The sequence below is a fragment of the Nocardia sp. NPDC059236 genome, assembly GCF_042754085.1.
In the GTDB taxonomy this organism is placed as follows: Bacteria; Actinomycetota; Actinomycetes; order Mycobacteriales; family Mycobacteriaceae; genus Nocardia.
The window spans coordinates 480,079-506,487 of record NZ_JBHZAF010000003.1 but is presented as its reverse complement, the minus strand read 5'-3'; the positions used below and the strand labels follow the sequence as shown (position 1 = coordinate 506,487).

The window sequence follows — 26,409 nt, the reverse complement described above, 5'->3', positions numbered from 1 at the left end:
TCGGCGGACCGACGCCGCGAGCGGACGACCGGATCAGTACACGTCGCGCACGTAGCGCTTCTCGGCCACCAGCTGCTTCTTGAACGCCAGCGCGCCGTCCTCGCTCAGCTTGCCGTGAATGCGGGCAATCTTCAGCAGGGTGTCGTCCACATCCTTGGCCATGCGCGCGGCGTCACCGCACACATAGAAATGACCGCCCTCACGCAACCATGCCCACAATTCCGCGCCGTGCTCGATCATCCGGTGCTGCACATAGATCCGCTCGCGCTGATCCCGGGAGAACGCCAGATCCAGCCGGGTCAGGAATCCCGAACGGAACATGTCCTCGAGTTCGGCGCGGTAATAGAAATTGTCCTTGGCGTGCTGATCGCCGAAGAACAGCCAATTGCGGCCCCGGCAGCCGAGGGCACGGCGCTCCTGGAGGAAACCGCGGAACGGCGCGATGCCGGTACCCGGACCCACCATGATCATCGGCGCGTTCGGATCCAGCGGCGGCCGGAAATGCGGCGCCCGCTGCAGGAAGATCGGCACCTCCGCGTGGGCACGATCGGCCAGGAACGTCGAGCTCACCCCGCCGCGCCGGGCCGCCGAACCGATGGCCGCCGGATCGCCGTAGCGCACCACGCCGACCGTCAGCTGCACCTCGCGCGGACTCACCAGCGGGCTCGACGAGATCGAATACTGGCGCGGCTGCAGCTTTTTCAGCGTGCCCAGCCACTCCACCAGATCGGCCCGCACCGGGAAGTCGCGCAGCACGTCCACCGCCTGCCGATCCCACAGATACCCGTCCAGCTCATTGCGATTGTCCCGGCGCAGCAGCTTGGCCAGCCGCGGGCTGGCATTGTGCTCGGCCACGAACGACAGCAGATCGGCGCTCACCCGCGTGATGTCGTAGTGCGTCCGCAGCGCCTCCGCCAGCGCCAGCTCGCCGTCCTCGACGTCGATCAGCCGCCGCCCCTCCAGTCCGGTCACCGCCAGCCACTCCGCCACCAGCGCTTCACAATTCGCGGGCCGCACCCCGAGCGAGTCCCCGACCTCGTAGGTGGCCTCGGGATCACTCAGATCGAAACCGAACTGCCGCACCTCTTTTCCGGAACCGTCCCGCGAAAGCAGTTCATTGCGGACCAATTTCGCCAGCACCGGCGAATTCCGTGTGAAAGGCGCGGCGGCGGTCGCGCGTATCCGCCGCCCCGGCGCGAGGCCGGTGATAGTGCCGGATCCGGCCCGCGGTGCGGCGGACCCTGGCGTGATTGCATCGGACCGGTGCGGCCGCGCCGACCCGGCCGCGCCGTGTTGGTCATCACCGCCCATGGGAGTGGAATTCGGGCCGAAGCCCGGGGAACCCCAACCCGGCGGCACATCGCCGGGCCTGGCGGCCGAACCATCCGAACCCGGGGCACCCGCTGCGGGCCCGCCGAACCCAGTGACGCCGCCCGACCGGTCGAGATTGCTGCCGCGGCCCGGTATGGCACCGGCTCCACCGGCGGAACGGTCGTCCGGTCCCGAACCAGCCGACGTGGCGGCGTGGTCCGCGATCTGGGCGAGGCCGTCGGCCACGGCGTCGAACCAGGCCGCGGACAGGTCCTCGTGATCGGGTTCGCTGTCGACGCGCGGCAACAGGCGCGTGGCTCCGCGTTTCTCGAACAGTTCGTCCAGCTTGCGGCCGTGGCCACAGAAGTCGTCGTACGAGGAATCGCCCAGCGCGAAGACCGCGTACCGCATCCCGGTCAGCCGGATCGCGCTGTCGTTCAGACGTTCCCAGAAGTCCGCGCCATTGTCGGGCGGGCCGCCGTCGCCGAAGGTGCTGCTGATGACCAGCACATCACCTGTCAGGTCGGACAATTCGGCGGAATCCATGTCCAGCAGGTGCGGCGCGAATCCCGAATCGGCCAGATAGGTCGCCAGGGCGGCGGCCAGTTCCTCCGCCGTCCCGGTCTGCGACGCCCACAGCACGGTCACCGTGCGCGTCGCCGCAGGCGTGGTGTCCGACGGGCCGTGCGACGCGCTGCTGCGCACGGCGCTGTCGAGCGCCGGTGAGTAGTGCTGCGCCCCACGCGAATACATCCCGCCCAGCAGCCCGTCGATCCACACCCGGCTGCGCTCCGAGATCGGCGCGGTCGCGGGCAGCACCGGGACGCCGCTGACCGGCAGGCTCTGCAGCGCCGCCAGATATCCACCGAGATAGATGCGCTCGGTCTCGGTCAGCATCGGTGCGACACCGGTCTCCAACCCGAGCATGAGCGCCAAGGGATGCAGTCCGCTCGCGGTCCGGTCCGGACCACCGCCCGCCCCGGCCGGATAGCGGTCCGCGGACAACGGGTCGGCGTGGCCGGTCTGATCGGCTGCACTGCCGGTGCCGGTCGGAGCGGTGGCGCTCAGGGCCGCCACCTTCCGCAGCCGGACCGCGCAGGCCTTGAACTCGGGTTGCAGGGAGATCGGGTCGACCGCGTCGTTGGTGACGGCATTGATGGTCAGGTATTCGCCCTGCTCGTCGTTCCAGTGGAACGGGGCGAAGCAGGTGCCGGGGAGGACGCGGTCGCTCACCTGGACGGGCAGCACGGCGCGGCCGCGGCGGGAGGTGATTTCGAGCTGGTCGTCCGCGCGCACCTCGAGGCGGGCGGCGTCCTCGGGGTGGATTTCCAGGAAGGGCTTGCCATTGAGCTTGGTCAGTTTCGCCACCTTCCCGGTCTTGGTCATGGTGTGCCACTGGTGTTGCAGGCGACCGGTATTGAGCACGAAGGGGTGATCCTCGTCCGGCATCTCGTCGGGCAGCAGGTGCGGGCGCGCCCAGAACACGGCCTTGCGGCTGGGCGTGGCGAAGGCCAGTCGCGGGGCGTGCCCGTGTTCGTCGGTGTGCAGGGTCTGGCTGACCCCGTCGTTGAGATAGCGAATCGGGTTGCGGCGCTGGGCCGGATCGGGGCACGGCCACTGCGCGGGCCCGGCCCGCAGCGCGTCGTAGTCGATGCCGCGCAGGTCGTAGCCGGTGGCAGGATTGGCGAATCGCCGGATCTCGTCGAAGATCTCGGCGCTGGAGGTGTACTCGAACCCGGGGAAGCCGAGGGCCGTCGCGACCTGCGCGATGAGCTGCCAGTCCGGGCGCGCGTCGCCGATCGGTTCCAACGACTGCTGCAGCAGGGTCAGATTGCGTTCCGAGTTCACCTGTACCCCATCGGCCTCGGCCCACAGGGTGGCGGGCAGCAGCAGGTCGGCGTAGGCATTGGTGGCGGTGTCGGTGAACACGTCCTGGGCGATCACCAGCTCGGCGGCCTCCAGCCCGGCGATGACGGTGCGCCGATTCGCCATGGAGGCAACGGGATTGCTGCACATGATCCAGCAGGCTTTGATCTCTCCGTCGGCCAGTCCGCGGAACATCTCGATGGAGCCGGGCCCGGCCTCGGCGCGAATGGTGCCCGGCGCCAGCCCCCATTCGGCCTCCACGAAGGCCCGGTCGGCGTCGGCGAGCACGCTGCGCTGACCCGGCAATCCCGGTCCCATGTAACCCATTTCGCGCCCGCCCATGGCATTGGGCTGCCCGGTGAGCGAGAACGGCCCGCTGCCGGTGCGGCAGATGGCGCCGGTGGCCAGGTGCAGGTTGATGATGGCGTTACTGGCCCAGGTGCCGTGCGTGGACTGGTTGATGCCCATGGTCCACAGCGACATCCATTCGCCCGCGGCGCCGATCCAGGCCGCGGCGGTGCGGATGTCGGCCTCGGGAATACCGGTCTCCTCGGACACCATCGACGGGGTGTAGGCGGCCAGGAACTCGGGCATGCCCGCCCAGTTCTCGGTGTGCTCGGCGATGAATTCGGCGTCGATGTCGCCGTTCTCGACCAGCAGGTGCAGCAGCCCGTTCAGCAGCGCCAGATCCGTGCCCGGCTTGATCTGCAGGAACAGGTCGGCGCGCGCCGCGGTGTCGGTGCGCCGCGGATCCACCACGATCAGCTTGGCGCCCGCCTTGAGCCGGTCGGCCATGCGCAGGAACAGGATGGGGTGGCAGTCGGCCATGTTCGCGCCGATGACGAAGAACAGGTCGGCGTGATCGAGGTCGTCGTAGGACCCGGGCGGCCCGTCCGCGCCCAGCGACAACTTGTACCCGCTGGCCGCGCTGGCCATGCACAGCCGCGAATTGGCCTCCATGTGCACGGTGCGCAGGTGGCCCTTGGCGAGCTTGGTGGCCAGGTACTGGGCCTCGATCGACAGCTGGCCGGACACGTAGAGGGCGATGGCGTCCGGTCCATCTGTGTCGAGAATCACGCGAAGACGCTGTGCGGCTTCGTGAATCGCCTCGTCGACGGGCATGGGCACCGGCGGCTGGCCGCGTTCGGGCCGGCGGTAGGCGGTCTCCATGCGGCCGGGCGCGGCCATCAGTTCGGCGTGCGTATTGCCCTTGGTGCACAGCCGCCCGGCATTGACCGGGTGGTCCTTGTCGCCCTTCACCTTGGCGATCACGGGCAGTCCGCGTGCGCCGGGCTTGGTTTCGACGGTGATGCCGCAGCCCACCCCGCAGTACGAGCACGCGGTCCGGGCGCTCGTCGGGGGCGTGGGCTGTTCCGGCATGGTTCCGAGTTAAGCCACCCCGGGTTGCGGTGGATTTACCGAACGTTATCGCCAGATGACAATCCACCTCACAGCCGTTTTCCGGGAGTGTGAGGCCCAGGTCGGGACGCTGCCGTGAGCAACGCCACAGGTCAGCCGCTCCGGACTCGTTCTCCGCTCAGCCCAGCTTGTACGCCCGGTGCAGGGCCACGGCCCCGCCCGAGAGATTGCGCCACTGCACCGAGGACCATCCGGCGTCGGCGATCCGCAGCGCCAGCTGCGGCTGGTTCGGCCACTCCCGAATCGACTCGGCCAGATACACATAGGCGTCCGGATTACTGGAGACCGCGCGCGCCAGCGGCGGCAGCGCCCGCATCAGGTACTCCATGTAGATGGTCCGGAAGGGTTCCCAGGTCGGCGTCGAGAACTCGGCCACCACCAACCGCCCGCCCGGCTTGGTGACGCGCAGCATCTCGCGCAGCGCCAGATCCGGGTCGGCCACATTGCGCAGGCCGTAGGCGATGGTCACCGCGTCGAAGGAGTCGTCGGCGAAGGGCAGCGCCATGGCGTCGGCGGCGACCATGGGCACATTGCGGTGCCGTCCGGCCGACAGCATGCCCTGGGAGAAGTCCGCGGCCAGCACCCACGCGCCCGATTTGGCCAGGTCCACGGTGGAGACACCGGTTCCCGCCGCCAGATCCAGCACTCGCTCGCCGGGTCGCAGGCCCAGTGCCTTGCGCGTCACCCAGCGCCAATACCTGTCCTGGCCAACGGAGATCACCGAATTGGTCAGGTCGTACCGCTTGGCGACACCGTCGAACATGGACGCGACGTCGCGCGGCTGCTTGTCCAGCTGGGCCCGAAACGATGCTCTGTTAATTTTGCCCTCCGCTTCGCTCCGGGCGGGTTCGCGGCCCCGGAGGTCTCGATTCTTCCCTCCTCCGCTCCTCCGCTTCGCTCCCCCGCTCCGTCAGTCCAGAATCGAGACGGGCCGCGAACCTGTGGGTGGTGGCCGGGTTCTTCTACCGCCGCAGCTTAGTTCGCAGTTTTGCTCGGAGCGCGCCCAGCCACCGGCTCGGGGGTGAGCCGAGGAACCACACCGCGGGGATGGCGACGGCCCAGGAGACCACGATGACCGACAGCGCCGGGATGATCGCGACACGCGCATCGCGACCCGCCACGCGTACGAGATCGGGATCACTGCGCCGGTATTCGACATTGATGCGTTCGCCGACGGTCAGTCTGGTGGGGTACAGCACCCCGGTCTTCGGATTGTGCGTCTCGCCGTCGGGCGTCACGAAGATGACCGCGGATCGCAGCGTGCCGGCCGAGAGGACTTCGGCGCTGGTCACGCCCTTGTCGGAGTTGATCAGGTGGTCGTCGCGCCAGGCCGCCAGCACCAGCAGCACGGCCAGGAAGCTGACCGTGGCCGCGGCGATCACGACCCCGATCCGAGCCCGCCGCAACCGAACCGCCCGCCGCTGTTCAGCGCGCTGTGTCCGATCGTCGCTCCGCTGCGCTCCGCTATCAGACTGGCTAGTTTCCGACACTTCAGCAGGCTATTCCATCGCTGGGCTACGGTCTTCGCCATGTCCCGAAAATTCAGCTTCACCGTGCAGTACAGCGTTCCGGTCGAAGAGCTTCACCGGGCACTGACCAATGACGAAATGTGGCAGGCCCGCTTCGCCGGGGCGACCACCGCCACACTCGAGCTCACCCACCCGGACGGCCCCGGCACCATCCAGATCCACATGACCGAGAAGGCGCCCGAGGACCAGATTCCCGGCATCGTCAAGAAGGTCCTCAAGAGCGAGCTCATGCTCGAGCGCACCGACACCTGGGGAGCGCTCACCGACGGCGTCGCCAAGGGCGGCTTCAGCGGCCGCTCCAGCGGCATCACCACCGAGATGGCGGGCGCGTTCGAATTGCGGCCCACCGCCGAAGGTTCCGAGATCGAGGCCACCGGCACGGTCGACGTGAAGGTCCCGCTGGTCGGCGGGGCCATCGAACCACTGGTCGAGAACCTGCTCAAGCGGGTCATGAACAGTGAGCGCAAGTCCGTCGAATCCTGGTTCGCCGCGCAGACCGCCTGATCTCGGTAAACCGTGGATGCGGGGGTGGTCCCGCATCCACGGTGGCTTGTGCTTACTCCGGGCCGAACTGGGCCGTGGCCGGATCGAATTCGCGGGGTTCGACCAGGACCAGCCAGTTGCCGGAGTTGTCGCGGACGATGGCCTCGACGCCGTAGGGGCGTTCCGACGGCGGCTGCACGAACTCCACGTCCTTGGCGGTGAGTTCCTCGAAGGCCTTCTGGCAGTTGTCGGTTCGCAGGCCCAGCGCGCCGTGCGTGCCATTGGCCATGGACCGCCGGATGGCCTCGGCCAGATTGTCGTCCAGCGGGGGACCCGGGATCATCAGCGTGACCTCCAGCTCCGGATGGTTCGGGTGCACCACGGTCACCCAGCGGAAGCCGTTGTCGCCCATGGTCACATCGCTGGCCTCCACGAAACCCAGCTTCTCGATGTACCACTGCTTCGCGGCGGTCTGATCGGTCACGTACACGGTCACGAGCGAGACATTGGTGATGATCGTCATGCCCCGAGCCTATGGACGGCGGGCCCGCGCGGGCTTCTCCGAAATTGCGCGTTTCCGCGCCGGACGGATTCGCGTCCGGATAGCCGAGTTCACACACTCGGAACCTCGGTGAGCCTGCCGTAACAGCCGCGCAATGGAGCGGAAAGCCGAGATCAATATTCGGTGACCACCCTCGAATCGGAAAAAGCTCGTGACGAGCCCGAACGAGGAGTGCCGGTGGTTCAGGTCGAAACACCCGCGGCCAATGCGGTCGCCGCGTCCAAGGAGACGCTGGAGGATTACACGCTGCGGTTCGCGCCCCGCGGCTACCGCAAATGGAGTCCGGCGGTGGTCGGCGTCTCGGCGCTGGGCGGCATCGCCTACCTGGCCGACTTCTCCATCGGCGCGAACATCGGCATCGCCAACGGCACCGGCAACGCTCTGCTGGGCATCGGCATCTTCGCCATCGTGGTCATGCTCACGGGTTTCCCGCTGGCCTACTACGCGGCGCGCTACAACATCGACCTGGACCTGATCACCCGCGGCAGCGGCTTCGGGTACTACGGGTCGGTGGTGACGAACATCGTGTTCGCCTCCTTCACCTTCATCTTCTTCGCCCTCGAGGGCTCGATCATGGCGCAGGGCCTGAAACTCGGCCTGCACGCGCCGCTGCCGGTCGGCTACCTGGTGTCCACGGTGATGATCTTCCCGCTGGTCATCTACGGCATGAACACCCTGTCCAAGCTGCAGGTGTGGACCACCCCGCTGTGGCTGATCCTGATGGTGCTGCCGTTCGGCTTCCTGCTGGTCCGCCACCCGGACTCGGTCGGCACCTTCCTGTCCTACGGCGGCCAGGACGGCAAGGGCGTGAGCCTGTCCGGCGCGCTGCTCGCCGCCGGTGTCTGCCTCTCGCTCATCGCCCAGATCGCCGAGCAGATCGACTACCTGCGCTTCATGCCGCCCCGGACCCCGGAGAACGCCCGCAAGTGGTGGGGCTGGATGCTGCTGGCCGGACCGGGCTGGGTGCTCTTCGGCGCCATCAAGCAGGTGGTCGGCCTGTTCCTGGCGGTCTACCTGATCGCGAATCTGCCCGGCGCGCAGGACATCGCCAACCAGCCGGTGCACCAGTTCCTCGAGATCTACCGCGACATGATGCCGTCCTGGCTGGCCATGACCCTGGCCGTGGCGCTGGTCGTCATCAGCCAGATCAAGATCAATGTGACCAATGCGTATTCGGGCTCGCTGGCGTGGACCAACTCCTTCACCCGCGTCACCAAGACCTACCCGGGCCGCATCGTCTTCCTCGGCCTGAACCTGGCCATCGCGCTGATCCTGATGGAAGCCAACATGTTCGACTTCCTCAACAACATCCTCGGCTTCTACGCCAACTGCGGCATCGCCTGGATCGTCACCGTCGCAACGGATATCGCGATCAACAAGTACGTGCTGAAGATCTCGCCCAAGGAGCCGGAGTTCCGGCGCGGCATGCTCCACGACTTCAACCCGGTCGGCCTGGTCGGCTTCGGCCTGTCGGCGGTGCTGTCGATCATGACCTTCTTCGGCATCTTCGGTGAGACCCTGAAGCCGTACTCGCCCATTGTGGCCGTGGTGGTTTCGTTCCTGGCGACCCCGCTGACCGCGATCCTCACCAAGGGCAGGTACTACCTGCGCCGCGACCACGACGGCATCGAGCTGCCCATGTTCGACGAGCACGGCAACCCGTCGGGGGAGACCCTCACCTGCGCTGTCACCGGCATGGAATTCGAGCGCCCGGACATGATCGCCTCGGCGGTCCCGGGACCCGAGGGCGAGATCCAGTACATCAGCTCGCTCGCACTCTCGACGGACAAGACCGGCATTCACGTCCTGCCGTCCCGATGAGGCTGTGGCCCGAACGAATTCGCGTCATTGTGTGCGTTTCCGATCCGAGAGGCCGTGCATGAAGACGTAGCAACCCGGGATATGGGGTGCGCCCTCGGCCGCGAACTTCGCTTGATACTCCGAGGGCGACATCCCCACCAGCTCGGTGAATTTGCTGCTGAACGACCCGAGACTGCTGTAGCCGACGAGCATGCAGGCCTCGGTCACCGTCACATTGGTGGCGCGCAACAGATCCTGGGCCCGCTCGATCCGGCGCTCGGCCAGATACACCGCGGGCGTCTTGCCGTACGTCGCCGCGAAACACCGCAGGAAGTGATACTTCGACACCCCCGCGGCCGCCGCCAGACTGTCCAGGTCCAAGGGCTCCGCGTAGTGCCGGTCGGCCAGATCCCGTGCTCGCCGCAGATGCGGCAGCAGCTCCTCGGGAACCGGCCGGGCGTTCACGAGAACGGCTGGATCTTGTCGAAACGCAGGGAGGCCCGGCCCGCGCCCCGCCACAGCCGGGCGGTCAGGTCCACGTCCTCGTCGGTGACCAGATTGCCCATCACCCGGACCGCGGTGCGCTGCAACAGCTTCGATCGCATCATCGGCGGCCCGCCCAGCGGCACGGTGCGCGGGTGGGTGGCCAGCCCCGCCAGCCGCCGGGCCACCGAATAGGTGCGGCCGTAGCGTTCCCGCAGCAGCTCCGGCCAGATATGGGTCAGATCGGGCTGGTCCAGGATCCCGGCGAGCATGTGCCCGCCCTCCAGGCCGTAGTCGATGCCCTCGCCGTTGAGCGGGTTCACGCACCCGGCCGCGTCGCCCACCAGCGCCCAGTTGCGCCCGGCCAGATTCGACACCGCGCCGCCCATGGGCAGCAGCGCCGACGCCACCGCCCGCGCCTCGCCCTCGAATCCCCACTCCGCGCGGCGCTCCGAAACATAGTGCTGCAGTAGCGGTTTCAAAGCGATATGCGACGGACGCCTTTCGGTGGCCAGCGAGCCGACGCCGATATTCACCTCGCCATTGCCGAGCGGGAAAACCCAGCCGTATCCGGGAATCAATTCCCCGTTCGCATCCCGCAATTCGAGATGCGAGGTGATCCACTCGTCGTCACTGCGCTCGGACCTGATGTAGGCCCGCGCCGCGGTCCCGTACGCGTACTGGCGATGCCAGGTGCGGCCCAGCAGCTTTCCGACGGGGGAGCGCACGCCGTCGGCCACGATCAGGATGTCGCACGACACCGCGCGCAGGCCGGCGTCGGTCTTGACCGTCACCCCGGTGACCCGGTCGCCCTCGCGGGCCACCTCCACCACCTTGGCCCCGTCCACCATCCGCACGCCCGACTTGATCGCCGTCTCGCGCAGCTTGTCGTCGAGTTCGGTTCGCGGAACGGCGCTTCCGTAGGCGGGGAACGACCCGTCCGGCCAGGGCAGCAGCGCCTCCCGCCCGAACCCGGCCATCCGCAGGCCGCGATTGACCGTGTGCGCCCGCACCCAGTCGCCGAGCCCGAGATGCTCGAGTTCGGCGGCGGCGCGCGGCGTCAGTCCGTCACCGCAGGTCTTGTCGCGCGGGAACACCGCCGAATCGGTCAGCAGCACATCCCGACCCATGCGCGCGGCCCAGGCGGCCGCCGCGGACCCGGCAGGACCCGCCCCGACTACCAGGACCTCGGCGTGCGCCGGCAGAACATCCGATGATTTCCCCTGCTCGGGCGCGTGTTCCGGTGAACCCATGCGATCAATACTTGCAGCACATCACCGGGCGCGCATATTTGCCCTGCGCTTCATAGCGGGCGTTTCGTTTCGCGTGGCGAGTGTTTCGTGCGTCGCACTACGGTGGTGTCCATAGGGGGTGATCGGTCCACACGCTAGGTTCTTTGGCGTGGGGTCGGACGCGGCATTGGGAGATGAAATGAGCGCATCAGCTGTGAGCGAGGAGAGCACCGTGGTCGCGGGGGTGGATCTGGGCGATCCCGAGCTCGCGGCGACCGTGCGCAAGGGCCTGATCGAGGTCGAGGATCTGCTGATCACCGAGCTGTCCGACGGCGAGGAGTTCCTGCAGGAGGCGGCGCTGCACCTGGCCAAGGCCGGCGGCAAGCGGTTTCGTCCCCTGTTCACCATCCTGACCGGTCAGCTGGGCCCCGACCCGACCAGCCCCGACCTGGTCACCGCCGGCACCGTGGTGGAGCTCGTGCACCTCGCCACCCTGTACCACGACGACGTCATGGACGAGGCCTCGATGCGCCGCGGCGCGCCCAGCGTGAACTCGCGCTGGGGCAACAGCGTCGCCATCCTGGCCGGCGACTACCTGTTCGCCCACGCCTCGCGACTGGTCTCCACCCTCGGCCCGGACGCGGTCCGCATCATCGCCGAGACCTTCGCCGAGCTGGTCACCGGCCAGATGCGCGAGACCATCGGCGCCCGGCAGTCCCAGGACCCGGTTGAGCACTACCTGCGCGTGGTGTGGGAGAAGACCGGTTCGCTGATCGCCGCCGCCGGCCGCTTCGGCGGCACCTTCTCCGGTGCGGATCGCGACCATGTGGAGCGGCTGGCCCGCCTCGGCGACGCCGTGGGCACCGCCTTCCAGATCGCCGACGACATCATCGACATCTCCTCGGTGTCCGAGCAGTCCGGCAAGACCCCCGGCACCGACCTGCGCGAGGGCGTCCACACCCTGCCGGTCCTCTACGCCCTGCGTGACGAGGGCGCCGAGGGCGACCGCCTGCGCAAGCTGCTGGCCCGCCCGCTGGAGACCGACACCGAGGTCGACGAGGCCCTGTACCTGCTGTCCCGCTCCCGGGGCCTGGTGCTGGCCAAGGAGAAGCTGCACGGCTACGCCGACATCGCCCACGCCGAACTCTCCGCCCTGCCCGCCGGCCCGGCCAACGAGGCCCTGGAACACCTGGTCCGCTACACCATCGAACGCGTCGGCTGATCCGAAACCGATCAGTCGAACAACTGGGAACTTCAACCCGGCTCGAGTTCGTTGACCTGGTGTAAGGCACCCAACTGCCGGCAAAAGTCGCGGAGAGGCGGGTAAGCATGCATGGGCACGGGTACGCGAACGGGTTGAAGACATTCGGGCTGCTGGTAGGGATGTCGGCGCTGATCGTGTTCGCGGGAGCGATGTTCCGCAGTCCCACGATCCTGATCCTGTCGATCATGCTGGCCGTGGGCATGAACGCCTACGCCTACTTCAACAGCGACAAGCTGGCGTTGCGGGCCATGCACGCGCAGCCGGTGACGGAGCTGGAAGCCCCGGCCATGTATCGCATCGTGCGCGAGTTGGCCACGGCCGCACGGCAACCCATGCCGCGCCTCTACATCAGCCCCACCAATGCGCCGAATGCCTTTGCCACCGGCCGCAATCCGCGCAATGCCGCGGTCTGCTGCACCACCGGCATCCTGCAGATCCTCGACGAGCGGGAACTGCGCGCGGTGCTGGGCCACGAACTCTCGCACGTCTACAACCGCGACATCCTGATCTCGTCGGTGGCCGGCGCGCTCGCCTCGGTCATCTCCGGCCTGGCGAACCTGGCCTTCTTCGCCGGCGCCTTCGGCGGCAGCCGGGACGGCGAGGGCCCGAATATCATTGGCATCCTGCTGGTTTCGCTGCTGGGCCCGATCGCGGCCTCGCTCATCAAACTGGCCGTCTCCCGCTCCCGGGAGTACCAGGCCGACCAGGACGGCGCCGAACTCACCGGCGACCCCTTGGCCCTCGCATCTGCCCTGCGCAAGCTGGAACGCGGTACCCAGGCCGCCCCGCTGCCCCCCGAGCCGCAGCTGACCGCTCAGTCGCACCTGATGATCGCCAACCCGTTCCGCAACGGCGATCGGATGGCCCGCTGGTTCTCCACCCACCCCCCGATGGCGGACCGTATCGCCCGCCTCGAGGAGATGGCTGGTGGAAACCGCAATTACTAGCGGTAGTTCACGAACTGCAGGGCGATATCGAAGTCGCCGCCCTTCAGCAGCGAGATGACCGCCTGCAGATCGTCGCGGCTCTTGCTGCTGACCCGCAGCTCCTCGCCCTGGATCTGCGCCTTGACGCCCTTGGGACCTTCGTCACGGATCTTCTTGGCGATCTTCTTCGCATTCTCCGTGGTGATGCCCTGCACCAGGGTTCCTGTGATCTTGTACACCTTGCCGGAGGCCTGCGGATCACCCGCGTCGAACGCCTTGAGCGAGATGTCGCGGCGAATCAGCTTCTCCTTGAACACATCCAGGGCGGCCTTGACGCGATCCTCCGACTCGGCGCTGAGGATGATCTTCTCCTCGCCCGACCATTCGATGCTCGCCCCGGTGCCCCGGAAGTCGTAGCGCTGGCTCAGCTCCTTGGCGGCCTGGTTCAGGGCGTTGTCCACCTCCTGGCGATCGATCTTGCTGACGACATCGAACGACGAATCCGCCACACTCTTCTCCTGTCCGAGACTCGGATATTCGGGATGTTCCACGCCGACGCTAGCCCCTTCGGCACGGCTGTATCCAGCCGGTTTGCATTCCGGGCGTGTGTTCGTTGTATTCTGCTGGAGCGCTGCAAGGCGTACCCCGGCGGATTGCCCGAGCGGCCAAAGGGAGCTGACTGTAAATCAGCCGCGTAATGCTTCGGAGGTTCAAATCCTTCATCCGCCACCAGAGAGCCCCGTGGACCCAGTGTCCACGGGGCTCTTGGTATTTCGGGCCACGCCGGCCGGTTGTCCCGAGCCCTGCTCCGGCCGACGCGGGCACCGACGTCTGGGTTACCCCGCTCGAATAGCCGCGAAACCCGCGTTGACCAGCCGGTTTGGATAGTCGGCTAGGATGTGTGTAATCTCGTTCAAGTCGTCAGCGCCCCGGCCGAGACCGGAGCAAGATAGACACGCCCCCTTAGCTCAGTCGGCAGAGCGTTTCCATGGTAAGGAAAAGGTCAACGGTTCGATTCCGTTAGGGGGCTCGCCGGATTGCCGGTGGTGACCGACTCGGCTTCTCGTTGCAGGACCCGGGACCTTCCCGCCGTCAGTACCGACAACAGATGGCGGTGTAGCTCAGTCGGTAGAGCAAACGACTCATAATCGTTGTGTCGCCGGTTCAAGTCCGGCCATCGCTACATACTGATATCCCAATCAGGCTGACCGGAAAGAAGGCAATCGTGGCCGCGAAGTCCACTGATATCCGGCCAAAGATCACCTTGGCCTGCGAGCAGTGCAAGCACCGCAACTACATCACCAAGAAGAACCGGCGCAATGACCCGGACCGCCTCGAGCTGAAGAAGTTCTGCCCGAACTGCGGTACCCACCGGGCGCACCGCGAGTCTCGCTAACTTAAACCCGCGCGATCTACCGCGTGGATGACAGTGCCGGATCGGCAGGTCACCTAGTCTCTTAGAAAGAGACGGTGGCGCCGGTCCGGCATTTGGCGTATATAGCGGTGGTTCAGCGCTCTCGCCCGATCCCGTACCGGGGATCAGATAGGGACTTCCTGCCGTGACGATCAACATCGACATTGACACCGAGGCCGACATGGTCGATTCCAGCGAGGTCTTCGACCCCGCCGCACACGCCGCCTCCATGGTCGGCCACCACTACCGCGTCGACGACCACTACGAGGTCGGCCGCGAGAAGGTGCGCGAGTACGCCCGCGCGGTGCAGGACTACCACCCGGTCCACTGGGACGAGGACATCGCCCGGAGTTACGGTCACGACGGGCTGGTCGCCCCCCTCACCTTCATCTCCCTGGTCGGAATCCTGGCCCAGCGCAGGCTCTTCGAGCAGATGATCACCGGCTACGACCTGAGCCAGATCATGCAGACCGACCAGATCCTGGAGTTCCACCGGCCCATCCGGGCCGGCGACCAGCTGTCCTGCATCGTCTACCTGCACTCCTTCCGGCAGGCCTTCGGCGGCGACATCATCGTCACCCGCAACGACGTGGTCGACCAGAACGACGAGCTGGTCCTCACCACCTACACCACCCTCATCGGCCGCAGCGGCGGTGACATCGATCCCAATATCGGTGACGCCGTGCGCAACGTGCTCATGCACGGCGTCGGCCCGGAGGAGCGTCCGGAGCACCACTCGGGCAGCGCCGACGTGCCGCCGCCCCCGCCGGCGGTCAAGATCGCGGCCACCGGGACGATCGTCGCGAGCAAGCACGTCCGCCGCTTCGAGGATGTGATCGTCGGCGCCGAACTGCCCCCGCGCGTGGTTCGTCTCACCCGTGGTGATCTGGTGAACTACGCCGGCGTTTCCGGCGACGCCAACCCGATCCACTGGAGCGACGATGTCGTGAAGCTGGTCGGCCTGGAAAACATTGTGGCGCACGGCATGCTGACCATGGGCCTGGGTGGCGGCTTCGTCACCTCCTGGCTCGGCGACCCCGGTGCGGTCAAGGAGTACAACGTCCGCTTCACCAGCCCCGTCTACGTTCCGGTCGACCGTCCCGCGGAGATCGAGTACACCGGCAAGGTCAAGTCCGTGGACCCGGAGACCCGCACCGCCGTCGTCGCCATCGTGGCGAAGTCCGAGGGGCGCAAGATCTTCGGCCGCGCCACCGCAACGGTGCAGCTCTCCTGACCTTCGACCCGAGGTACGCTGCGACACCCCGATTGGCGATCGCCACGCGGGGTAACGTACACTCGGGAATCTGGGGTTACCAGCCGATGCGCGCTGCTCCGAGGAGCGGCGCGCGTGTTGTGTGAAAACCCGTGTACAACTGAATAGAACAGTGGCTGGACTCGTTACCCCGTCCAGCCGAAGGGGCGTAGCTCAACTGGCAGAGCAGCGGTCTCCAAAACCGCAGGTTGCAGGTTCAAGTCCTGTCGCCCCTGCCCTGGATGCCGACGTAGAGAGGATCGACGTGAGCGACGAGCGGGACACTCGCCACGAAGATGGCGATGACACCGCCGCGGTGGCTCGGCCGAGCGGCAAGCGGTCCGCCCGGCGCACGCGCGCCGCGTCGTCCAGCGCCGTCGCGACGATCGATCGACCGTCGGACTCGGCCAAGGCAACCACCAAGCAGTCCGGCAAGGACAAGAAGGCCGGGCGAGGCGGAACGGGCAATCCGTTCAAGCGCCTGGTGAAGTTCCTCAAGGAAGTCATCGCGGAACTTCGCAAGGTCATCTGGCCCAACCGCAAGCAGATGGTCACCTATACGAGCGTTGTCCTGGTGTTCGTGATTTTCATCGTCGCGTACATCAGCGGGTTGGATCTGGCGTTCATCAAGGGTGTCAGCTGGCTCTTCGGCTAGGCGGCACGATGACCGCGTCTGACCGTCGCGGCCGGTGACCGGCCCCCGGGCAGAGGCGGGGAGCGGGACCATCCGCCGGGCGTTTTGTCCCGGCGCGCAGAGGATTACGTGACGACTAAGGAAGCGAGTGCCCCAGTGAGCACCCCGGAGAACGGCACAACCGAGGAATTCCCGGTGGATGATGCGGTGATCGAAGAGACCACCGCGGACGTCGAAGACGACGCTGAGGGCTTCGCCGACGAGGCCGAGACTTTCGCCGCCGACGCGGAGGCCGGCGAGTTCGCCGCCGACGCCGAGGAGGACGAGCCCGCCCGCCCCGCCGCCGAGCTCTCCGATGAGCCGGCCGACCCGGTCGCCGAGATGACCGCCGCGCTCCGGCGCGCGCCCGGTGACTGGTACGTCGTCCACTCCTACGCCGGCTACGAGAACAAGGTGAAGACCAATCTCGAGACCCGCGTGCAGAACCTCGGTCTCGAGGACTACATCTTCCAGGTCGAGGTGCCGACCGAAGAGGTCACCGAGATCAAGAACGGCCAGAAGAAGAACGTCAACCGCAAGGTGCTGCCGGGCTACATCCTGGTCCGCATGGAGCTGAACGACGAGTCCTGGGGCGCGGTGCGCAACACCCCCGGTGTCACCGGTTTCGTCGGCGCCACCTCGCGGCCCTCTCCGCTCACCATTCCCGAAGTGGTGAAGTTCCTGGTCCCGGCCGCGCAGCAGAAGAAGGCCGCCCCGGCCGCCGCTGCTGCCGCCGCCGCGGCCGCCGGCGAGACCCCGATCGTGAAGCCGGTCATCGAGGTCGACTTCGAGGTCGGCGAGTCGGTGACCGTCATGGACGGCCCCTTCGCCACCCTCCCGGCCAGCATCTCCGAGGTCAATGCCGAGCAGCAGAAGCTCAAGGTGCTGGTCTCGATCTTCGGCCGCGAGACTCCGGTCGAGCTGGCCTTCACGCAGGTCGCCAAGATTTAAATGCGTCAGGGCGGTGGCCCGGTCCGCTTCGGGCCGGTGTCACCGCCTTTTTCGCGTTCGCATAGACTTGACGGGTTGTGCCTCGGGCGATGCTGTCCGGGGCATGGTCCGGAGAAGGCTTACGGGAATCCGTAAGGAACCTAACCCAAGGAAGAAAGATGCCCCCGAAGAAGAAGAAGGTCGCTGGGCTCATCAAGCTCCAGATCCAGGCCGGTGCCGCCAACCCGGCTCCGCCGGTCGGTCCGGCGCTGGGTCAGCACGGCGTCAACATCATGGAGTTCTGCAAGGCGTACAACGCGGCGACCGAGTCGCAGCGTGGCAACGTCATCCCGGTCGAGATCACGGTCTACGAAGACCGCTCGTTCGACTTCAAGCTGAAGACGCCGCCCGCCGCGCGTCTGCTGCTGAAGGCCGCCGGGATCCAGAAGGGCTCCGCCGAGCCGCACCGCAACAAGGTCGCGCAGATCACCATGGACCAGGTCCGTGAGATCGCCAAGACCAAGCAGGAAGACCTGAACGCCAACGACATCGACGCCGCGGCGAAGATCATCGCTGGTACCGCCCGCTCGATGGGTATCACCATCGCGGAGTAGGGCTTTCGAGCTCTTGTGGAAGGGACCGCCTGTCCCGCACCACTTCTGACTTAGACAAGGACAGAGAATCATGGCAAAACGAAGCAAGGCTTATCTCGAGGCGGCCGCCAAGGTCGACCGCGCCGCGCTCTACGCTCCGCTGGCCGCCGCGCGCCTGGCGAAGGAGACCGCGACCACCAAGACCGACGCGACCGTCGAGGTCGCCGTCCGTCTGGGCGTCGACCCCCGCAAGGCCGACCAGATGGTCCGTGGCACCGTCAACCTGCCGCACGGCACCGGTAAGACCGCCCGCGTCATCGTGTTCGCGGTCGGCGACAAGGCCGCCGAGGCCGAGGCCGCCGGTGCGGACGCCGTGGGCGCCGAGGACCTGATCGAGCGCATCCAGGGCGGCTGGCTGGACTTCGACGCCGCGATCGCCACCCCGGACCAGATGGCCAAGGTCGGTCGTATCGCTCGCGTGCTGGGCCCGCGTGGCCTGATGCCGAACCCGAAGACCGGCACCGTCACCCCCGATGTGACCAAGGCCGTCAACGACATCAAGGGCGGCAAGATCAACTTCCGCGTCGACAAGCAGGCCAACCTGCACTTCGTGATCGGCAAGGCTTCCTTCGACGAGAAGAAGCTGGCCGAGAACTACGGCGCCGCGCTCGACGAGATCCTGCGTGTCAAGCCCTCCACCGCGAAGGGCCGCTACGTCAAGAAGGTGACGTTCTCGACCAACACCGGACCGGGCATCCCGGTGGATCCGAATCGCACCCGTAACTTCGCCGAGGAAGACTGATTCCTCGCCGCGGTAACGCGTAGCAACGCATGAAGCCCGAAGGGCCGGTACGAATCTCGTACCGGCCCTTCGCTTTTGCGAAGAAGAACAACAGCGGACGGGCGGGGGTGTCACCCCCGTTTTGGCGTATCGATGCTGGTCCGCTATATTGGACGACGGTCACCGGCCCGTTCGGTGATCACCCCCAAATCGTTCTACCGAAGACCGTTGGTTGCTGCCGTCAGGCGGCTGAAGGTCCGGCGATATTGCCGGCGGCCCACGCAGGGAGAGCCGAGGTCGGGAAACCCGCGAGAAATCGCGACTGTTTCTTGTGCGCCCCGGGACCACCTTGCGTCCGGGGCGTTTGCTTTGTCGCCGGCCCCTGTGGCGGAACTCGGTAGTTCATACGAGATCCGACCATCCAGAGAGGAGGCGAAGTATGGCAAAGGCTGAGAAGGTCACCGCGGTTGCGGAGATCACCGAGCAGTTCAAGTCGTCCACCGCGACTGTCGTCACGGAATACCGTGGCCTGTCCGTCGGCAAGATCACTGAGCTGCGTCGTGCCCTCGGCGCGAACGCTACCTACTCCGTCGCCAAGAACACCCTGGTCAAGCGCGCTGCCGCCGAGGCGGGCGTGGAAGGCCTGGATGACTTGTTCGTCGGTCCGACCGCCATCACCTTCATTACGGGTGAGCCGGTCGACGCCGCGAAGGCGCTGAAGGCGTTCGCCAAGGACAACAAGGCGCTCATCATCAAGGGCGGCTACATGGACGGCGCCGCGCTGTCCGTGTCCGAGGTCGAGCGCATTGCCGACCTGGAGTCGCGCGAGGTGCTGCTGGCCAAGCTGGCCGGCGCGATGAAGGGCAACCTGTCGAAGGCTGCCGGGCTGTTCGCCGCCCCGGCCTCGCAGATCGCTCGCCTGGCCGCGGCCCTGGAGGAGAAGAAGCGCGCCGAGGGTGGCGCCGCCGAAGCTCCGGCCGCAGACGCCGAATAAGTCACTACCCCAAACCTCTTCGTCGCCGTTCGCGCGGTGACGGAACTACCGAAAGGAAATATCAATGGCCAACGTTGATGAGCTGCTCGAGACCTTCGCCGGCATGACCCTGCTGGAGCTGTCCGAGTTCGTGAAGGCGTTCGAGGACAAGTTCGAGGTCACCGCTGCCGCTCCGGTCGCCGTCGCCGTCGCCGGTGGCGCCGCTGCTCCGGCCGAGGCCGCCGAGGAGCAGGACGAGTTCGACGTCATCCTCGAGGGTGCCGGCGACAAGAAGATCCAGGTCATCAAGGTCGTGCGTGAGATCGTCTCCGGCCTGGGCCTGAAGGAAGCCAAGGACCTGGTCGAGGGTGCCCCGAAGCCGATCCTGGAGAAGGTCGCCAAGGACGCCGCCGAGGCCGCCAAGGCGAAGCTGGAAGAGGCCGGCGCCAAGGTTTCCGTCAAGTAAGACGGACCTGTGGCGGGGCACAGCCCCGTGCCGCGTTGATTGTGAAAAGGGTGGTTCCCATTGGGGGACCGCCCTTTTCGCGTATTGTGCCGTCGTGATTGGCGCGTAATCGATAATTCGATACGAATGTTGCTACCGACCAGTCAGGTCCCAGTGTCCGAGACGGTGTATATGCGATACAGTGACCGGACCTACTGTGATGCGCCACACCGCGCGAATTTTGTGGCCCGTAGTCACACGTAGTGCGCTCGTCGGAGAAAGTGGAGGTTGGCGTGGGCGTCGAGGTCAGAACCGAAGGCATCACGAAGTCGTTCGGTTCGCAGCGTATTTGGCAGGACGTCACGCTGACGCTGCCGCCGGGGGAAGTCAGCGCATTGCTCGGCCCGTCCGGTACCGGTAAGTCGGTCTTCCTGAAGTCGTTGATCGGTCTGCTGCGCCCGGAGAAGGGCTCGATCTACATCGACGGCACCGACATCACCACCTGCTCGAACAAGGATCTCTACGAGATCCGCAAGCTGTTCGGTGTCCTGTTCCAGGACGGCGCGCTGTTCGGGTCGATGAACCTGTTCGACAACACGGCCTTCCCGTTGCGCGAGCACACCAAGAAGAGCGAATCCGAGATCAAGAAGATCGTCATGGAGAAGCTCGAGCTGACCGGTCTGCTCGGCGCCGAGGGCAAGCTGCCCGGTGAGATCTCCGGTGGTATGCGCAAGCGTGCCGGCCTGGCCCGCGCGCTGGTGCTGGACCCGCAGATCATCCTGGTCGACGAGCCGGACTCGGGTCTGGATCCGGTTCGCACCACCTATCTTTCGCAGCTGTTGATCGATATCAACGCGCAGATCGACGCGACGATCCTGATCGTCACGCACAACATCAACCTGGCCCGTAGCGTGCCGGACAACATCGGCATGCTGTTCCGCCGCAACCTGGTCATGTTCGGCCCCCGCGAGGTGCTGCTCACCTCGGAGGAGCCGGTGGTCAAGCAGTTCCTCAACGGCCGTATGCAGGGCCCGATCGGTATGTCCGAGGAGAAGGACGAAGCCCAGATGGCCCGCGAGCAGGCCATGTTCGACTCGGGTCACCACGCGGGTGGCGCGGAGGAGATCGAGGGCATCATCCCGCAGATGCGCGCCACGCCGGGCATGCCGATCCGTGGCGCCGTGCACCGGCGGCGCGAGCGGGTCCGTCAGATCATGCACACGCTGCCCCCGGCCGCTCAGGAAGCCATCCGAGAGTCCATGGCGGGGAACGGCGATGATTCCGATACACAGGTGATGCCCGCATATCAAGGCGGGTACGACTCCACGGTTCGACAGAACCTGACTAACGGGTAACATACGCGGCGTGAATCCCACCCTGACACGACTGCGCACCCCGGTCGAGTCGGGACTTGCCCAGGCCGGCAACATATTCGCACTCTTCCTGGACGTGTTCCGGAAGACGTTCCGCCGGCCCTTCCAGTGGCGGGAGTTCATCGAACAGTCGTGGTTCATCGCGAGTGTCTCGATCCTCCCCGCCGCTCTGGTGGCAATCCCGTTCGGCGCCGTGGTGGCCCTGCAGACCGGCTCGCTCATCAAGCAGCTGGGGGCGGAGAACTTCACCGGCGCGACCAGTGTGCTGGCCACCGTGCAGCAGGCTGCACCGGTCGTCACCGCGCTGATCATCGCCGGCGCCGCCGGCTCGGCCGTGGCCGCCGATCTCGGCTCGCGCACCATTCGCGAGGAGATCGACGCCATGGAGGTCCTCGGCATCGATCCCATCCAGCGCCTCGTGGTTCCGCGTGTGCTGGGCATGATGCTGGTGGCCTTCCTGCTCAACGGCCTGGTCTCGGTCGTCGGCATCTGCGGCGGCTACTTCTTCAACGTCGGGCTGCAGGGCGGCACCCCGGGCGCGTACCTCGCGTCCTTCTCCGCCCTCGCGCAGATCCCCGACCTGGTCATCGGCGAGATCAAGGCCCTGATCTTCGGCGTGGTGGCGGGCGTGATCGCCGCCTACAAGGGCCTGCATCCGAAGGGGGGACCGAAAGGAGTGGGTGACGCGGTGAACCAATCCGTGGTGATCACGTTCCTCGTTCTGTTCTTCCTGAATCTGATCCTCACCCTGATCTACCTTCAGGTCGTCCCCGCAAAGGGCGCGTGATCCATGGTTGTTTCGCAGCGCACCACCGTCTTCTCCCGGTCGGCGCGCCGGGTCAGACCCGTGCTCATGGCGCCGGTCGACCTGGTCGACAAGGCCGGCGATCAGATGTCGTTCTACTCCCGGGCGATCGGCGCGATCCCGAAGACGATCGTGCACTTCCGCAAGGAGGTCATGCGGCTGCTGGCCGAGGTGACCTTCGGATCGGGCGCCCTCGCGGTCATCGGCGGCACCATCGGCGTCATCGTGTTCATGTCGGCCTCGGTCGGTGTGGTCGTCGGCCTGCAGGGCTTCAAGGCCCTCGACGCCCTGGGCTCCGGTGTCCTCACCGGCTTCCTGACCGGGTACATCAATACCCGCGAGCTCGCGCCACTGGTCGCGGCACTGGCACTGTCGGCGACGGTCGGCTGTGGTTTCACCGCGCAGCTGGGCGCCATGCGGATCTCCGAGGAGATCGACGCGCTCGAGGTGATGGCGGTGCCGTCGGTGCCCTTCCTGGTGACCACGCGCGCCATCGCCGGCTTCCTCGCCGTGATTCCGCTGTACGTGGTCGGCCTGCTGGGCACCTACCTGGCCTCGCGGATGATCAGCATCTACTTCAACGGGCAGTCCAGTGGTTCCTATGACCACTACTTCAGTCTGTTCCTGCCACCGGAGGACGTGCTCTATTCCTTCGTGAAGGTGCTCATCTTCGCGTTCGTGATCATCCTGGTGCACTGCTACTACGGTTACAACGCCAGCGGCGGTCCTGCGGGCGTGGGTGTGGCCGTGGGCCGCGCGGTGCGCGCCGCCATCGTGCTGATCAACGTGCTCGATTTCTTCCTGTCCCTGGCGATCTGGGGCACGACCACGACGGTGCGGGTGGCCGGATGAGCGACCCGCAGCGCGTGCAGTTCTGGCGTTCCACCGAGAAACTGCGCAGCCGTACCCTCGGCGTGCTGTTCTTCGTGCTGGTGGCGCTGTTCCTGTGGACCACCATCGCCATCTACAACAAGCAGTTCGTGGACACCGTCCGGGTCAACCTGATCACCGACACCGTCGGAAACGCGCTGACCCGCAACGCGGATGTGAAGGTCCGCGGCGTCACGGTCGGCGAGCTGCGGTCGAGCTCCTACGACGGCAAGAACGTCACGCTGGATCTGGCCATCGATCCGGGCAAGGCCGACAGGATTCCGTCCAATGTGACGGCCCGCCTGCTGCCCAAGACGCTGTTCGGTGAGCGCTACATCGACCTGGTGTGGCCGGAGAGCCCGCAGGGCCATCTCACCGCGGGCGTGACCCTGCACCAGGACACCAGCGGCAACGCCGTCGAGGTGAGCCAGCTGCTGGACCACATCCTGCCGCTGCTGCAGGCGATTCCGCCGCAGTACCTGTCCTCCACGCTGGGCGCGCTGTCCAATGCGCTGCAGGGGCAGGGCGAGGAGCTGGGCAGGACCATCGACCGGCTCGACGACATCGTCACCCAGGTCAACGGTGAAATGCCGACGCTGCAACAGGATCTGAAGAGCCTGGCCGACGTGGCGACCACCTACGCCGATGCCGCGCCCGAGCTGGTGTCCGCGCTGGACAACCTGCGCACCACCAATGCCACCATCGTGCAGAAGCGTTCGCAGGTCGACACCCTGCTGGCGACGCTGACCCCGAGCGCCTCGACCACCGCCGACTTCCTGGTGGCCAACCGCGACAACATCATCGACGTGGCGGCGGACTCGCGGCCCGCGCTGGAGGCGCTGGCCAAGTACTCGCCCAGCTACAGCTGCGCGCTGGCCGGTTTCGCGGAGCTGAAGCCGCGCATCGACCAGATCTTCGGCAAGGGCACCAACCTGCCGGGCTCGCGCGTGACCATCCAGATCGTGAATCCGCGCGGCCGCTACGTGCCCAACCAGGACGAGCCGCGCTGGTTCGATCCGCGTGGGCCGCTGTGTGTTCCCATGTACCCGCCGTTCACCGACCCGGGCCAGTACACCGACGGTTCCGCCAATGACGGTTCCTACCAGCCGCCGAGCCGTAATCCGGGTGACCAGAACATCGGCCGCATGCCGGAGCCGCAGTACAAGGTGTACGGCCCGCAGGCGCCGACCACCGCCTACTCGCCGCAGGAGGCCCAGGCCCTGGGCGCGATCTACGGTGCGGCACACGGAGTTTCGCCCGAACAGGTGCCCACCTGGGTGACCAAGATCGCCGCCCCGGCCTTCCGTGGCAGTGAGGTGAGCGTCAAGTGAAGGATCTGCTGCGCGGCCTCGGGCCGACGCTGACCAAATTGATCGCCTTCATTCTCGTCACGGTCTTCCTGACGGGTGTGCTGGCGCTGACCATCGCCAACTACGGTGGCGGCGGTACCAAGTTCAATGCCCGGTTCACCGATGTGACCTCCCTGAACAAAGGCGACGAGGTACGTGTGGCCGGTGTCCGGGTGGGCAAGGTGACCAATGTGTCCATCGTGGACAAGCGCCTGGCCAATGTGGAATTCGAACTGACCGACCGGGATTGGCTGCCCGCCTCCACCACCGCGACCATCAAGTACCGGAACCTGGTGGGCCAGCGCTACATTGCGCTGGAGCAGGGCACCGGGCAGCAGGGCCGCAAGATGAACAAGGGCTCGACCATCCCGCTGGAGCGCACCAAGCCGGCGGTCAACCTGACCGAGCTGTTCAACGGCTTCCGACCGCTGTTCCAGACGCTCACCCCCGAGGACGTCAACAAGCTGTCGTCCGAGATCATCCAGGTCTTCCAGGGCGAATCCGGCACCATCGCGGACCTGGTGGCCAATACCGCCTCCCTCACCAACAAGGTGGCCGACAAGGACGCGGTGATCGGTGAGCTGATCAAGAACCTGAATGCCGTGCTGGACAGCATCAATTCGCGCGGCGACCAGCTCGACCAGCTGATCGTCAATACCGAGGCGCTGGTCACCGGGCTGAACGCCGATCGCGGCACCATCGGCTCGGCGGTCACCTCGCTCGGCAACCTGGCCTCGGCCACCGCCGACCTGCTGGTCCCGGTGCGGCCGAACCTGCAGGGCGCCATCGCCGGTCTGAACCAGCTCACCGGCACTCTCAACGACCGCAAGGACGAGGTCGACGAGGGCCTGACCAACCTGCCCATCAAGATGGAGAAGCTCGGTCGCGCGGCGTCCTACGGCTCCTGGTTCCAGTTCTATTTGTGCGGCATCGACATCGTCGCCGGACCGGGCACCAAGGACGCGCCGCAGCTGAACTTCCCGCCCGCACTGCAGAACATGCCGACTGTGAACCAGCCGATCTACACGAATCCGGCCCCGCGCTGCCATGGGAAGGGAGGCCGCTGATGGACGACCGCGCTGTATTGGGCAAGCGCAGTCCGGCGTTCATGGGTGGGCTGGGCCTGATCCTGGTGCTGCTGGTGACCCTGTCCGCGTTCAACCTCGACAAACTGCCGATCATCGGCGCCGGCATCAAGTACACCGCCGAGTTCTCCGAGGCCGCGGGCCTGAAGAAGGGCAACGAGGTGCGCATCGCCGGCGTCAAGGTCGGCGCGGTGTCCGATGTCCGCCTCGACGGCGACAAGGTGCTGGTGGACTTCCGCACCCAGGACGCCTGGATCGGGGACGAGTCCACCGCCTCGATCCAGATCAAGACCCTGCTCGGGCAGAAGTACCTGGCGCTGGATCCCAAGGGCACCAAGGTCCTGAACCCCTCGGACCGGATCCCGCTCTCGCGCACCGTGTCTCCCTACGACGTGGTGGACGCGTTCAGCGACGCCGCCAAGAACATCGAGCAGACCGACACCGCGCAGCTGGCGAAGAGCTTCACCGTGCTGTCGGACGCCTTCTCGGCCACCCCGCCGGAACTGCGCAGCTCCATCGACGGCGTCGCCCGGCTCTCGGAGACGCTGGCCAAGCGTGACGATCAGCTCAAGAAGCTGTTCGCGGCCACCAAGACCACCACCAAGGTGCTGGCCGACCGCAACCAGGAGTTCGAGCGGCTCATCTCCAACGGCGGCGAGCTGCTGGCCGAGCTGAACGTGCGCCAGCAGGCCATCCACCAGCTGCTCACCGGCGCGAAAACCGTTGCGGCGGAACTGACCGCGCTGGTCAAGGACAACGAGGCCCAGATCGGCCCGGCGCTGACCAACCTCAACAAGACCATCGACCTGCTCAACGATCACCAGGCCGACCTGTCCAAGACCCTCACGCTGGCCGCGCCCTTCTACGGGCTCTACTCCAACGTGCTGGGCAACGGCCGCTGGTTCGACGCGGTCATCACGAACCTGATTCCGCCCGCGCTGCCGGACATCCCGGGTGACCGCCAGCCGATCCGAAAGATGGGAGGTTAACT

General features: G+C 66.5%; 25 protein-coding genes and 4 tRNA genes. 22 read left to right on the top strand and 7 right to left on the bottom strand.

Translation table 11 applies throughout. The features are described 5' to 3' along the window. Positions 1–33: 33 nt before the first annotated feature. The 3 genes from ACFXIV_RS11270 to ACFXIV_RS11260 form a co-directional block, all read right to left on the bottom strand. Positions 34–4,557 (bottom strand): molybdopterin-dependent oxidoreductase, encoded by a 4,524-nt coding sequence (locus ACFXIV_RS11270; RefSeq protein ID WP_379399518.1) that lies wholly within the window; start codon positions 4,555–4,557, stop codon positions 34–36. A 157-nt stretch (positions 4,558–4,714) separates the two neighbouring features. After that, a complete protein-coding gene (locus tag ACFXIV_RS11265) occupies positions 4,715–5,416 on the bottom strand; it encodes a demethylmenaquinone methyltransferase (protein WP_379399601.1) in 702 nt (233 codons plus the stop codon). A 142-nt stretch (positions 5,417–5,558) separates the two neighbouring features. Further along, positions 5,559–5,978, bottom strand: a complete 420-nt coding sequence (locus ACFXIV_RS11260; protein WP_379399517.1) for a DUF3592 domain-containing protein — start codon at positions 5,976–5,978, stop codon at positions 5,559–5,561. Positions 5,979–6,125: 147 nt separating this feature from the next. Between ACFXIV_RS11260 and ACFXIV_RS11255 the strand changes: the two genes are divergently transcribed. Further along, a complete protein-coding gene (locus ACFXIV_RS11255; RefSeq protein ID WP_379399516.1) occupies positions 6,126–6,629 on the top strand; it encodes a DUF2505 domain-containing protein in 504 nt (167 codons plus the stop codon). Between the two features lie 52 nt (positions 6,630–6,681). Here ACFXIV_RS11255 and ACFXIV_RS11250 read toward each other — a convergent pair whose 3' ends face one another. Continuing rightward, on the bottom strand, positions 6,682–7,125 hold the full coding sequence (locus tag ACFXIV_RS11250) for a VOC family protein (protein WP_379399600.1): 444 nt from the start codon (positions 7,123–7,125) through the stop codon (positions 6,682–6,684). A gap of 216 nt (positions 7,126–7,341) precedes the next feature. On the opposite strand from ACFXIV_RS11250, the gene ACFXIV_RS11245 reads away from it, so the two are divergent. Next, positions 7,342–8,991 carry a purine-cytosine permease family protein gene (locus ACFXIV_RS11245; protein WP_379399599.1) on the top strand — a complete coding sequence of 550 codons (1,650 nt, stop codon included), beginning with the start codon at positions 7,342–7,344 and terminating at the stop codon, positions 8,989–8,991. Positions 8,992–9,015: 24 nt separating this feature from the next. Here the strand turns inward: ACFXIV_RS11245 and ACFXIV_RS11240 are convergent, their stop codons facing one another. Together ACFXIV_RS11240 and ACFXIV_RS11235 are read right to left on the bottom strand one after the other, a co-directional pair. After that, positions 9,016–9,435 carry a helix-turn-helix domain-containing protein gene (locus ACFXIV_RS11240; RefSeq protein WP_379399515.1) on the bottom strand — a complete coding sequence of 140 codons (420 nt, stop codon included), beginning with the start codon at positions 9,433–9,435 and terminating at the stop codon, positions 9,016–9,018. Beyond that, positions 9,432–10,706: a geranylgeranyl reductase family protein gene (locus ACFXIV_RS11235; RefSeq protein WP_379399514.1), complete on the bottom strand. Its 1,275-nt coding sequence runs from the start codon at positions 10,704–10,706 to the stop codon at positions 9,432–9,434. Before ACFXIV_RS11235 ends, ACFXIV_RS11240 begins: the two co-directional genes overlap by 4 nt. Positions 10,707–10,884: 178 nt before the next feature. On the opposite strand from ACFXIV_RS11235, the gene ACFXIV_RS11230 reads away from it, so the two are divergent. Together ACFXIV_RS11230 and htpX are read left to right on the top strand one after the other, a co-directional pair. Further along, positions 10,885–11,907 carry a polyprenyl synthetase family protein gene (locus ACFXIV_RS11230; RefSeq protein ID WP_354850777.1) on the top strand — a complete coding sequence of 341 codons (1,023 nt, stop codon included), beginning with the start codon at positions 10,885–10,887 and terminating at the stop codon, positions 11,905–11,907. A 107-nt stretch (positions 11,908–12,014) separates the two neighbouring features. Continuing rightward, positions 12,015–12,896 carry a zinc metalloprotease HtpX gene (htpX, locus tag ACFXIV_RS11225; protein ID WP_379399513.1) on the top strand — a complete coding sequence of 294 codons (882 nt, stop codon included), beginning with the start codon at positions 12,015–12,017 and terminating at the stop codon, positions 12,894–12,896. Here htpX and ACFXIV_RS11220 read toward each other — a convergent pair. Beyond that, the gene (locus tag ACFXIV_RS11220) at positions 12,893–13,384 is read right to left on the bottom strand and encodes a YajQ family cyclic di-GMP-binding protein (RefSeq protein ID WP_354850771.1); all 492 of its coding nucleotides are present in this window, start codon (positions 13,382–13,384) and stop codon (positions 12,893–12,895) included. The genes htpX and ACFXIV_RS11220 overlap by 4 nt on opposite strands. Before the next feature lie 138 nt (positions 13,385–13,522). On the opposite strand from ACFXIV_RS11220, the gene ACFXIV_RS11215 reads away from it, so the two are divergent. The 18 genes from ACFXIV_RS11215 to ACFXIV_RS11130 all read left to right on the top strand — a co-directional run bounded on the left by ACFXIV_RS11215 (position 13,523) and on the right by ACFXIV_RS11130 (position 26,407). Then, positions 13,523–13,607: transfer RNA gene (locus ACFXIV_RS11215), tRNA-Tyr, on the top strand. Between the two features lie 225 nt (positions 13,608–13,832). Further along, positions 13,833–13,905 (top strand) — tRNA-Thr (locus ACFXIV_RS11210). An 80-nt stretch (positions 13,906–13,985) separates the two neighbouring features. Beyond that, positions 13,986–14,058: transfer RNA gene (locus tag ACFXIV_RS11205), tRNA-Met, on the top strand. 42 nt (positions 14,059–14,100) lie between these two features. Beyond that, positions 14,101–14,271, top strand: a complete 171-nt coding sequence (gene rpmG / locus ACFXIV_RS11200; RefSeq protein WP_029925945.1) for a 50S ribosomal protein L33 — start codon at positions 14,101–14,103, stop codon at positions 14,269–14,271. Positions 14,272–14,470: 199 nt separating this feature from the next. Continuing rightward, a complete protein-coding gene (locus ACFXIV_RS11195) occupies positions 14,471–15,523 on the top strand; it encodes a fused (3R)-hydroxyacyl-ACP dehydratase subunits HadA/HadB (RefSeq protein ID WP_379399598.1) in 1,053 nt (350 codons plus the stop codon). Positions 15,524–15,704: 181 nt separating this feature from the next. Beyond that, positions 15,705–15,777 (top strand) — tRNA-Trp (locus ACFXIV_RS11190). A 29-nt stretch (positions 15,778–15,806) separates the two neighbouring features. Then, entirely contained in the window at positions 15,807–16,196 is a 390-nt protein-coding gene (gene secE, locus ACFXIV_RS11185) for a preprotein translocase subunit SecE (RefSeq protein ID WP_379390814.1), read from the top strand. Positions 16,197–16,331: 135 nt separating this feature from the next. After that, complete coding sequence (gene nusG, locus ACFXIV_RS11180) at positions 16,332–17,165, top strand: transcription termination/antitermination protein NusG (RefSeq protein ID WP_379399512.1); 834 nt, start codon at positions 16,332–16,334, stop codon at positions 17,163–17,165. Positions 17,166–17,323: 158 nt separating this feature from the next. Continuing rightward, complete coding sequence (gene rplK, locus ACFXIV_RS11175) at positions 17,324–17,758, top strand: 50S ribosomal protein L11 (RefSeq protein WP_354850762.1); 435 nt, start codon at positions 17,324–17,326, stop codon at positions 17,756–17,758. Between the two features lie 70 nt (positions 17,759–17,828). Beyond that, positions 17,829–18,539 carry a 50S ribosomal protein L1 gene (gene rplA, locus ACFXIV_RS11170; protein WP_040862030.1) on the top strand — a complete coding sequence of 237 codons (711 nt, stop codon included), beginning with the start codon at positions 17,829–17,831 and terminating at the stop codon, positions 18,537–18,539. 418 nt (positions 18,540–18,957) lie between these two features. After that, the gene (gene rplJ / locus ACFXIV_RS11165; protein WP_354850760.1) at positions 18,958–19,512 is read left to right on the top strand and encodes a 50S ribosomal protein L10; all 555 of its coding nucleotides are present in this window, start codon (positions 18,958–18,960) and stop codon (positions 19,510–19,512) included. 64 nt (positions 19,513–19,576) lie between these two features. Further along, positions 19,577–19,957 carry a 50S ribosomal protein L7/L12 gene (rplL, locus tag ACFXIV_RS11160; RefSeq protein ID WP_040862028.1) on the top strand — a complete coding sequence of 127 codons (381 nt, stop codon included), beginning with the start codon at positions 19,577–19,579 and terminating at the stop codon, positions 19,955–19,957. A 272-nt stretch (positions 19,958–20,229) separates the two neighbouring features. Beyond that, the gene (locus ACFXIV_RS11155) at positions 20,230–21,291 is read left to right on the top strand and encodes an ABC transporter ATP-binding protein (RefSeq protein ID WP_379399511.1); all 1,062 of its coding nucleotides are present in this window, start codon (positions 20,230–20,232) and stop codon (positions 21,289–21,291) included. 10 nt (positions 21,292–21,301) lie between these two features. Then, a complete protein-coding gene (locus tag ACFXIV_RS11150) occupies positions 21,302–22,096 on the top strand; it encodes an ABC transporter permease (RefSeq protein WP_354850753.1) in 795 nt (264 codons plus the stop codon). A gap of 66 nt (positions 22,097–22,162) precedes the next feature. Next, on the top strand, positions 22,163–22,966 hold the full coding sequence (locus ACFXIV_RS11145) for an MlaE family ABC transporter permease (RefSeq protein ID WP_379390846.1): 804 nt from the start codon (positions 22,163–22,165) through the stop codon (positions 22,964–22,966). Further along, entirely contained in the window at positions 22,963–24,315 is a 1,353-nt protein-coding gene (locus ACFXIV_RS11140; protein ID WP_379399510.1) for an MCE family protein, read from the top strand. Before ACFXIV_RS11145 ends, ACFXIV_RS11140 begins: the two co-directional genes overlap by 4 nt. Positions 24,316–24,323: 8 nt before the next feature. Continuing rightward, positions 24,324–25,400, top strand: a complete 1,077-nt coding sequence (locus tag ACFXIV_RS11135) for an MlaD family protein (RefSeq protein ID WP_354850823.1) — start codon at positions 24,324–24,326, stop codon at positions 25,398–25,400. Continuing rightward, entirely contained in the window at positions 25,400–26,407 is a 1,008-nt protein-coding gene (locus ACFXIV_RS11130; RefSeq protein WP_364625557.1) for an MCE family protein, read from the top strand. The genes ACFXIV_RS11135 and ACFXIV_RS11130 overlap by 1 nt, the downstream gene beginning before the upstream one ends. The last annotated feature ends 2 nt before the right edge of the window (positions 26,408–26,409 follow it).